Here is a 6,658-nt window from a genome sequence, read left to right as displayed (position 1 = left end):
CCCCATCGCCGCCTGGGTCACCTTCTGCGAGACCTACGCGGCCGAGTGCGCCGTCGACCGCACCGAGCCCGCCACCATCGCCCTCGACGCCGGCACCTGGAACACCATCGTCTCCATCAACCGCCGGGTGAACAAGTCCCTGCGGGCGGTGACCGACATGGACCACCTCCACGTCGCCGACCGCTGGGACCTCGCCGAGGACGGCTCGGGCGATTGCGAGGATTTCCAGCTCCTGAAGCGCAAGCTCCTGGCCGAAGCCGGCCTGCCGCGCCGGGCCATGCGGATGACCGTGGTCATCGACGAGAAGGGCGAGGGCCACGCGGTCCTGACCCTCATCACCGACCGCGGCGACTTCATCCTCGACAACAAGACCAGCGCCGTCCAGTCCTGGCGCCAGACCGGCTACACCTTCATCAAGCGCGAGAGCCAGGACACCCAGGCCTGGGTCTCCCTCGGCCGCGCCACCTCGCCGGTCACCACCGCCAACCGCTGAGCCCCTACTGCGGGCTGGCGAGCTTCATGGTCACGAGGCCCGACACGATGAGCGCCGCCGCGACGATGCGGGCCGGGCTGGCGTCCTCGCCGAGGACCACGATGCCGACGACGAAGGCGCCGACGGCGCCGATCCCGGTCCAGATGGTGTAGGCGGTGCCGAGCGGCAGGGTGCGCATGGCGAGCGCCAGGAGCCCGACGCTGCCCACCATGGTCACCACCATGATCGCCGTCGGCCAGGGCCGCGAGAACCCGTCCGACTGCTTCATGGCGAAGGACCACACGACCTCGAGGAGGCCGGCGGCGACGAGGACGATCCAGGCCATGGCGGCGCTCCGCTTCCTTCCCCGCCCCGGGGGCAATTGTCGTCGTGAGACGCGGGGGGTGCGCGGCCGGGCCGTCCCGGACCCCGTGATCGGCGGCCTCCTTGGCGCGTCGAGGCTCCGTTGGCAACCCGCGCCCCGGCCCCGTTCCGCCCGAACCGGCCGGGGATCGTCCCGAAACGGCACATCCCGGCGAGGCCGCCGTCACGATCGATTCAGCATCGTTTGCGAGATTGGCGGTCCTTCGGAGACCGATTTCCATGACGACCCGGTCCGGCGCCGCGCCCGTGCTCCTCCTCGCGGTTTCGCTCGGTCTTTTGGGCGTGTCCCCGGCCCGGGCCGGCACCGTCGCCGACCGGCACGCCGCCTGGCGGGGCTGCCTCCACCGCGCCTTCACCCTGCAGGCCGCGCTCACGGCGCGCCCCCGCGCGGCCGAGGCGTCCCTGCACGCCTGCCAGGACCGCGAGGCAGCCTACCTCAGCGCCCTCTCGGCCTCGCCCCTCGTCGATGGCGACGACGTCGCCCGCGTCCGCCCGGCCCTGCTCCAGCGGGCCAGGGGCTGGCTGCTCACCGGCGGCACCCGGCCCCTGTGAGCGAAGCCTGACGCCGAAACCCCACGCTCTCGGGACAGCGCCGTGGGCAGGACGGCGGCGTCACGCCACGGCGGTGTTCGGGCGCGCCGCGCCGCGCTCGCGGATCAGGGTGGCGAGGTCCTGGGGCGCCATGGCCTTGCCGTAGAGGTAGCCCTGGCCCTCGTGGCAGCCCATGGCCCGGAGGATCGCCTCCTGGTCGGGGCCCTCGATGCCCTCGGCGATGACCTCCAGGCCGAAGCTCTGGGCCATGCCGAGGATGGCGCGGATGATCTCGGCGTCGTGCCGGTCGGTGAGCACGTCGCGCACGAAGCTGCGGTCGATCTTGAGGCGGGTGAGGGGGAAGCGCTTGAGGGAGGACAGGGAGGCGTAGCCCGTGCCGAAATCGTCGAACGCCACCGCGACCCCGTGGGCGTGCAGGGCCCGGATCGGCTCCAGCACCGCGTCGTCGGCCCGCAGGGCGATGCGCTCGGTCACTTCGAGTTCGAGGGTGGACGGCGGCAGCCGGTAGGTCGCGAGCGAGCGCTTCACGTCCTCCGCCAGGGTGCCGGCGAGGAGCTGGGCGGCGAAGAGGTTGATGGCGACCCGGAGCGGCGGGAGGCCCGCCGCCCGCCACTGGGCCGCCTGGCGGCAGGCTTCGTCGATGATCCAGCGGCCGATGCCGGTGGCCATGGGATGGGCCTCGAGGGCGGACAGGAACACGGCCGGCAGCAGCAGGCCGCGCCGGGGATGCTGCCAGCGCAGCAGCGCCTCGGCGCCCACGACCCGGCCCGTATCGAACGCCACCTGGGGCTGGTAGTGCAGCACGAGCTCGCCCGCCGCCAGGGCGTGGCTCAGCTCGTCGTGCAGGGTCCGGCGGGCGATCACGGCCGCCCGCATGGCCGGTTCGAACAGGCGGAAGCACCGCCGTCCGTCGCGCTTGGCCTGGTAGAGGGCCAGGTCCGCATCGGCGATGAGCGCCTCCGGGTCGGTCTCGGGCCCGTGCCCGATGGCGACGCCGAGGCTGAGGCCGACATGGAAGGTGTGCCCGGAGATCTGGAACGTCGCCTGGAACACGTCGAGGATGCGGGTGGCGGTGACGGCCGCCACCCGGGGATCGCCGCAGGGGCCGAGCAGGATCGCGAACTCGTCGCCGCCCATCCGCGCCACGGTGACGTCCGCCCCGACGCAGAGGGGCAGGCGCACGGCCACGGATTGCAGCAGGGCGTCGCCGGTGGCGTGGCCGAGGCTGTCGTTGACCTCCTTGAAGCCGTCGAGGTCGAGCAGCATCACCGTGGCGGAGTGGCCCTGCGCCAGGACGGTCGCGAGGCGTTCGGCGAACCGGGCGCGGTTGGCGAGGCCGGTGAGGCCGTCGTGGTGGGCCATGCGCAGGAGCTGGTCGTCGCGGGCGCGCCATTCGCTGATGTCGCGCATCATCGCGCCGATCCCGACCCGCCCGTCCTCGGTCCAGGTCGACAGGCAGAACTCGATGGGGAGGGTCGTGCCGTCGCGGCGCTGCGCCGTGAGCTCGATGGTCCGCCCGACGAGGCGGGACGGCGCACGGGCCACGAACCCGGCGAAGCGCTCGCCGTGCATCTTCCGGAACGACGGCGGGATGATGATCTCGACGTCCTGCCCGACCATCGTCCCCGGCGCGTAGTCGAACAGGATCTCGGTGGCGCGGTTGACGAAGGTGATGGTGCCGGCGGTGTCCACCGCGAGGAAAGCGTAGGCCGCCGCCCCGGCCAGACCCCGGGCGATGCCGTCCGTCGCCGCCCGGTCCTCGCGGGCGAGGTGGTCGACGACGAGGCCGGCGAAGGCGTCCAGCCGGCCCGCCAGCGCGGGGTCGAGGGGCGCGACGATAGGGGACTGTTGGGGTCGGGACTTCCGGGCCCGCGCCCCGACGCAGAGGTCGCCGAGGCGTCGCCCCCCGGCATCGACCAGGGCGGCGGTGGCGCAGGGCCGCATCGCCGCCGCGCCGGCCGTGCCGTCCTCGAACCCGAAGGCGCCCCGGATCGTCCGCGTCCGTCCCGTGCCGAGGGCGACCCAGGCCGTCGGCATCCCGAGGCATCCGGCGGCGAGGGCCGTGATCCGCGCGAGGCCGGCCTCGGACGCCGCCTCCCGCGAAACGGGGTCGACATCGGGCCTCCGCGCGTCCGATGGGGTGTTCAGGAGCATGATTCCGAAACCGGTCGCTGACGTTCAGCCGCGAGGATTGCGCACAATACTTATAAGTTTGTTTCTTTCCTCAAAGGAGAGCCGCGACCTCTGCCGGACAAACCCGCCCGTTGCCCGGCCGAGCGGATTGTTCGAAAGCGTACCCCAAGACGTCGCTCAGCAGAGACCCGAGTTTCCGCAGCAGGGAGTCGGACGACGCCCGCATCTCCGAAGAGCAGGCCTAAAATTCAGCCGAAGGATTTGCGGGGATCGAAAGCATCGCGCACGGCTTCGCCGGCGAAGACCAGGAGGCTCAGCATCACGGCGACGACGAGGAAGCCGGTCAGCCCGAGCCAGGGCGCCTGGATGTTGTCCTTGCCCTGGGCCAGCAGTTCGCCGAGGGACGCGGAACCCGGCGGCAGGCCGAAGCCGAGGAAGTCGAGGGACGTCAGCGTGCCGATGGAGCCGTTGAGGATGAACGGCAGGAACGTCAGGGTCGCCACCATGGCGTTGGGCAGGAGGTGCCGGCTCATGATGCGGATGTTCGACAGGCCGAGGGCGCGGGCGGCGCGGACGTACTCGAAGTTGCGCGCCCGCAGGAACTCGGCCCGCACGACGCCCACCAGCGACACCCACGAGAACAGCAGCAGGATGCCGAGGAGCACGAAGAAGCCCGGCTCGATGAAGGCCGAGATGATGATGATGAGGTAGAGGGTCGGGATTCCGCTCCACACCTCGATGAAGCGCTGCAGGGCGAGGTCGACCCAGCCGCCGAAATAGCCCTGCACGGCGCCGGCGACGACGCCGATCACCGACGAGATCACCGCGAGGATCAGCCCGAACAGCACCGAGATGCGGAAGCCGTAGATGATCCGCGCCAGCACGTCGCGGGTGGTGTTGTCGGTGCCGAGCCAGTGCGTTTCGAGGTCGCGGCAGGGCTCGCCCACGGACCGGCACTGCTCCTCCGTCAGCATCCAGGTCGGCGGAGACGGGGAGGGGGTCGGCAGCCCGTCGATGATGGTGTCGTAGGCATAGGGGATCGGCGGCCAGATCGCCCAGCCGTTGTCGGCGATCTCCCGGCGGGTCTCCGCCGAGCGGTAGTTCGGCCGGGCGTAGAACCCGCCGAACTTCTCGTCCGGATAGTCGATGAGGACGGGAAACAGGATCTCGCCCTTGTAGGACACGACGAGGGGCCGGTCGTTGGCGATGAATTCGGCGAACAGGCTCGTGCCGAACAGGGCGGCGAAGATGAGGAACGACCAGTAACCGAGGCGATTCCGGCGGAAGTTGGCGAGGCGCCGCCGCGACAGGGGCGAGAGCCAGCCCGTGCGGGGAGGCGCCACGGATGCCGCGGCGGGGGACAGGGCGACCTGATTCATTGGGTGCCCCCGGCGCGCGACGCCCGTGTCAGCCGTCGATGCGCACGGCGGTGCCCTCGATCTCGTTTGGGCGCAGGCCGCCGGTCTTCTCGAGGTGGCGGCGCAGCAGGGCGACGTTGCGGCGGTTGGCCTTGAACGCCGCATCGAACAGGTCGCCGGCGATGGGGACGATGCCGAGGGCCCCGTCGAACACCACGTTGGCCATCATCCGGGCGACGAGCCAGCGCGGCGCCCCGAGGCGGCGCGCCTCGTTGACCACGTAGGAGGCGATGAGCATGCCGGCGACATCCCCGACGATCGGCACTAGGCCGACCACGGCGTCGAGGCCGACCCGCCGGTTGATGCCCGGAATCAGGAAGGCCGAGTCCATGAGGTGCGCCAGCGCCTCCAGGCGCAGGAGCGTCGCCTCGCGGTCGTCGGCCCTGGGCCGGAACGGCGTCGCCACACCGGCGTCTCGGGTGGCGTCCAGGACGGGGCTTCGGGGGATGCGCGGTGTGCTCATGGCACGGGATGTGGCCCCGGCCGCGTCCGCCCGCAATGCCGGCGCGCATCACGCGGCCCTCCACCCGGTTCCCCCGGCGGCGTCGCCGAGGCGGTCGAGGGCAGCGTCCAGGGTGGCGTCGGATTTGGCGAAGCACAGGCGCACGACGTGGCGCACGGGATCCGCGTCGTAGAACGCGCTCACGGGGATCGCGGCGACGCCGTGCCGGCGCACCAGGGCGTCGCAGAACGCCACGTCGTCGGTGAAGCCCAAGGGGGCGATGTCGATGTTGAGGAAGTAGGTCCCGGCCGAGTGCAGCACGGTGAAGCCGCGCTCGGCGAGGCCCGCGCTCAGGCGGTCGCGGGAGCGGGCGAAGCGGGCCCGCATCTCGGAGAAATAGGCGTCGGACTTGCCCAGCCCGTAGGCCACGGCTTCCTGCAGGCAGGGCGCCGTGGTGAAGGTGAGGAACTGGTGGGCACCGGCGATGGCGCGCAGGAGCGGCGGGGCCGCCATGACGAAGCCGACCTTCCAGCCCGTGAGCCCGAAGATCTTGCCCGCCGAGCCGATCTTCACCGTCCGGTTCCGCATGCCGGGCAGGGCCATGAGCGGCACGTGCGCCGCCCCGTCGAACACGATGTGCTCCCACACCTCGTCGCAGACGGCCGTGACGTCGTGGCGGGTGCAGAACCGCGCCAGCAGCGCGAGGTCTTCGCCGGACAGCACCGTGGCGCTGGGGTTGAGGGGGTTGTTCAGCACCACGAGCTTCGTGCGGTCGGAGAACACCCGGGCCAGGGCCTCCTCCTCCAGCCCGAAATGCGGCGGACGGAGGTTGACGATGCGGGGCACGCCGCCGGCCTGGCGCACCAGGGGCAGGTAGGCGTCGTACAGGGGGGCGAACAGCACGACCTCGTCGCCGGGCGCGATGAGCGACAGCAGGGCGGAGGCCAGGGCCTCGGTGGCGCCCGAGGTCACCATCACCTCCGTCTGCGGGTCGAGGTCGAGGGCCTGATGGTGCCGGTAATGCGCCGCGATGGCGCCGCGCAGGGCCTGCAGCCCCATCATCGGCGGATACTGGTTGTCGCCGTCGAGCACCGCCTTGGCCGCCCTGCGGCGGACGTCCTCGGGGCCGGGATCGTCGGGAAAGCCCTGGCCGAGGTTGATCGCCCCGAGGTCGCGGGCGAGGCCCGACATGACGGTGAAGATGGTCGTCGGCAGGGTCGCGAAGACGGGATTCATGACGTCCGGGGGCACGACGGG

At 71.7% G+C, this 6,658-nt stretch carries 7 protein-coding genes; 2 read left to right on the top strand and 5 right to left on the bottom strand.

What is annotated here, in order from left to right:
* Nucleotides 1-493 (top strand): transglutaminase-like cysteine peptidase (locus FV218_RS21615; protein WP_147711510.1); only part of this gene is annotated, 493 nt, incomplete at its 5' end.
* 4 nt (nt 494-497) lie between these two features.
* Here FV218_RS21615 and FV218_RS21610 read toward each other — a convergent pair.
* Nucleotides 498-818, bottom strand: a complete 321-nt coding sequence (locus FV218_RS21610; RefSeq protein ID WP_056088444.1) for a multidrug efflux SMR transporter — start codon at nt 816-818, stop codon at nt 498-500.
* Nucleotides 819-1,075: 257 nt separating this feature from the next.
* Between FV218_RS21610 and FV218_RS21605 the strand changes: the two genes are divergently transcribed.
* A complete protein-coding gene (locus FV218_RS21605; RefSeq protein WP_147711509.1) occupies nt 1,076-1,408 on the top strand; it encodes a hypothetical protein in 333 nt (110 codons plus the stop codon).
* A 60-nt stretch (nt 1,409-1,468) separates the two neighbouring features.
* Here the strand turns inward: FV218_RS21605 and FV218_RS21600 are convergent, their stop codons facing one another.
* The 4 genes from FV218_RS21600 to FV218_RS21585 all read right to left on the bottom strand — a co-directional run bounded on the left by FV218_RS21600 (nt 1,469) and on the right by FV218_RS21585 (nt 6,637).
* The gene (locus FV218_RS21600; RefSeq protein ID WP_147711508.1) at nt 1,469-3,562 is read right to left on the bottom strand and encodes an EAL domain-containing protein; all 2,094 of its coding nucleotides are present in this window, start codon (nt 3,560-3,562) and stop codon (nt 1,469-1,471) included.
* 227 nt (nt 3,563-3,789) lie between these two features.
* Entirely contained in the window at nt 3,790-4,920 is a 1,131-nt protein-coding gene (locus FV218_RS21595) for an ABC transporter permease (RefSeq protein WP_147711507.1), read from the bottom strand.
* Between the two features lie 28 nt (nt 4,921-4,948).
* Nucleotides 4,949-5,422 (bottom strand): DUF4112 domain-containing protein, encoded by a 474-nt coding sequence (locus tag FV218_RS21590; RefSeq protein WP_147711506.1) that lies wholly within the window; start codon nt 5,420-5,422, stop codon nt 4,949-4,951.
* Between the two features lie 48 nt (nt 5,423-5,470).
* Nucleotides 5,471-6,637 carry an aminotransferase gene (locus FV218_RS21585; RefSeq protein WP_147711505.1) on the bottom strand — a complete coding sequence of 389 codons (1,167 nt, stop codon included), beginning with the start codon at nt 6,635-6,637 and terminating at the stop codon, nt 5,471-5,473.
* Nucleotides 6,638-6,658: the final 21 nt, after the last annotated feature.

Source organism: Methylobacterium sp. WL69 (assembly GCF_008039485.1).
In the GTDB taxonomy this organism is placed as follows: Bacteria; Pseudomonadota; Alphaproteobacteria; order Rhizobiales; family Beijerinckiaceae; genus Methylobacterium.
Note: the sequence above shows the minus strand (reverse complement) of the source record. Positions and strands in the feature narration are given on the sequence as shown.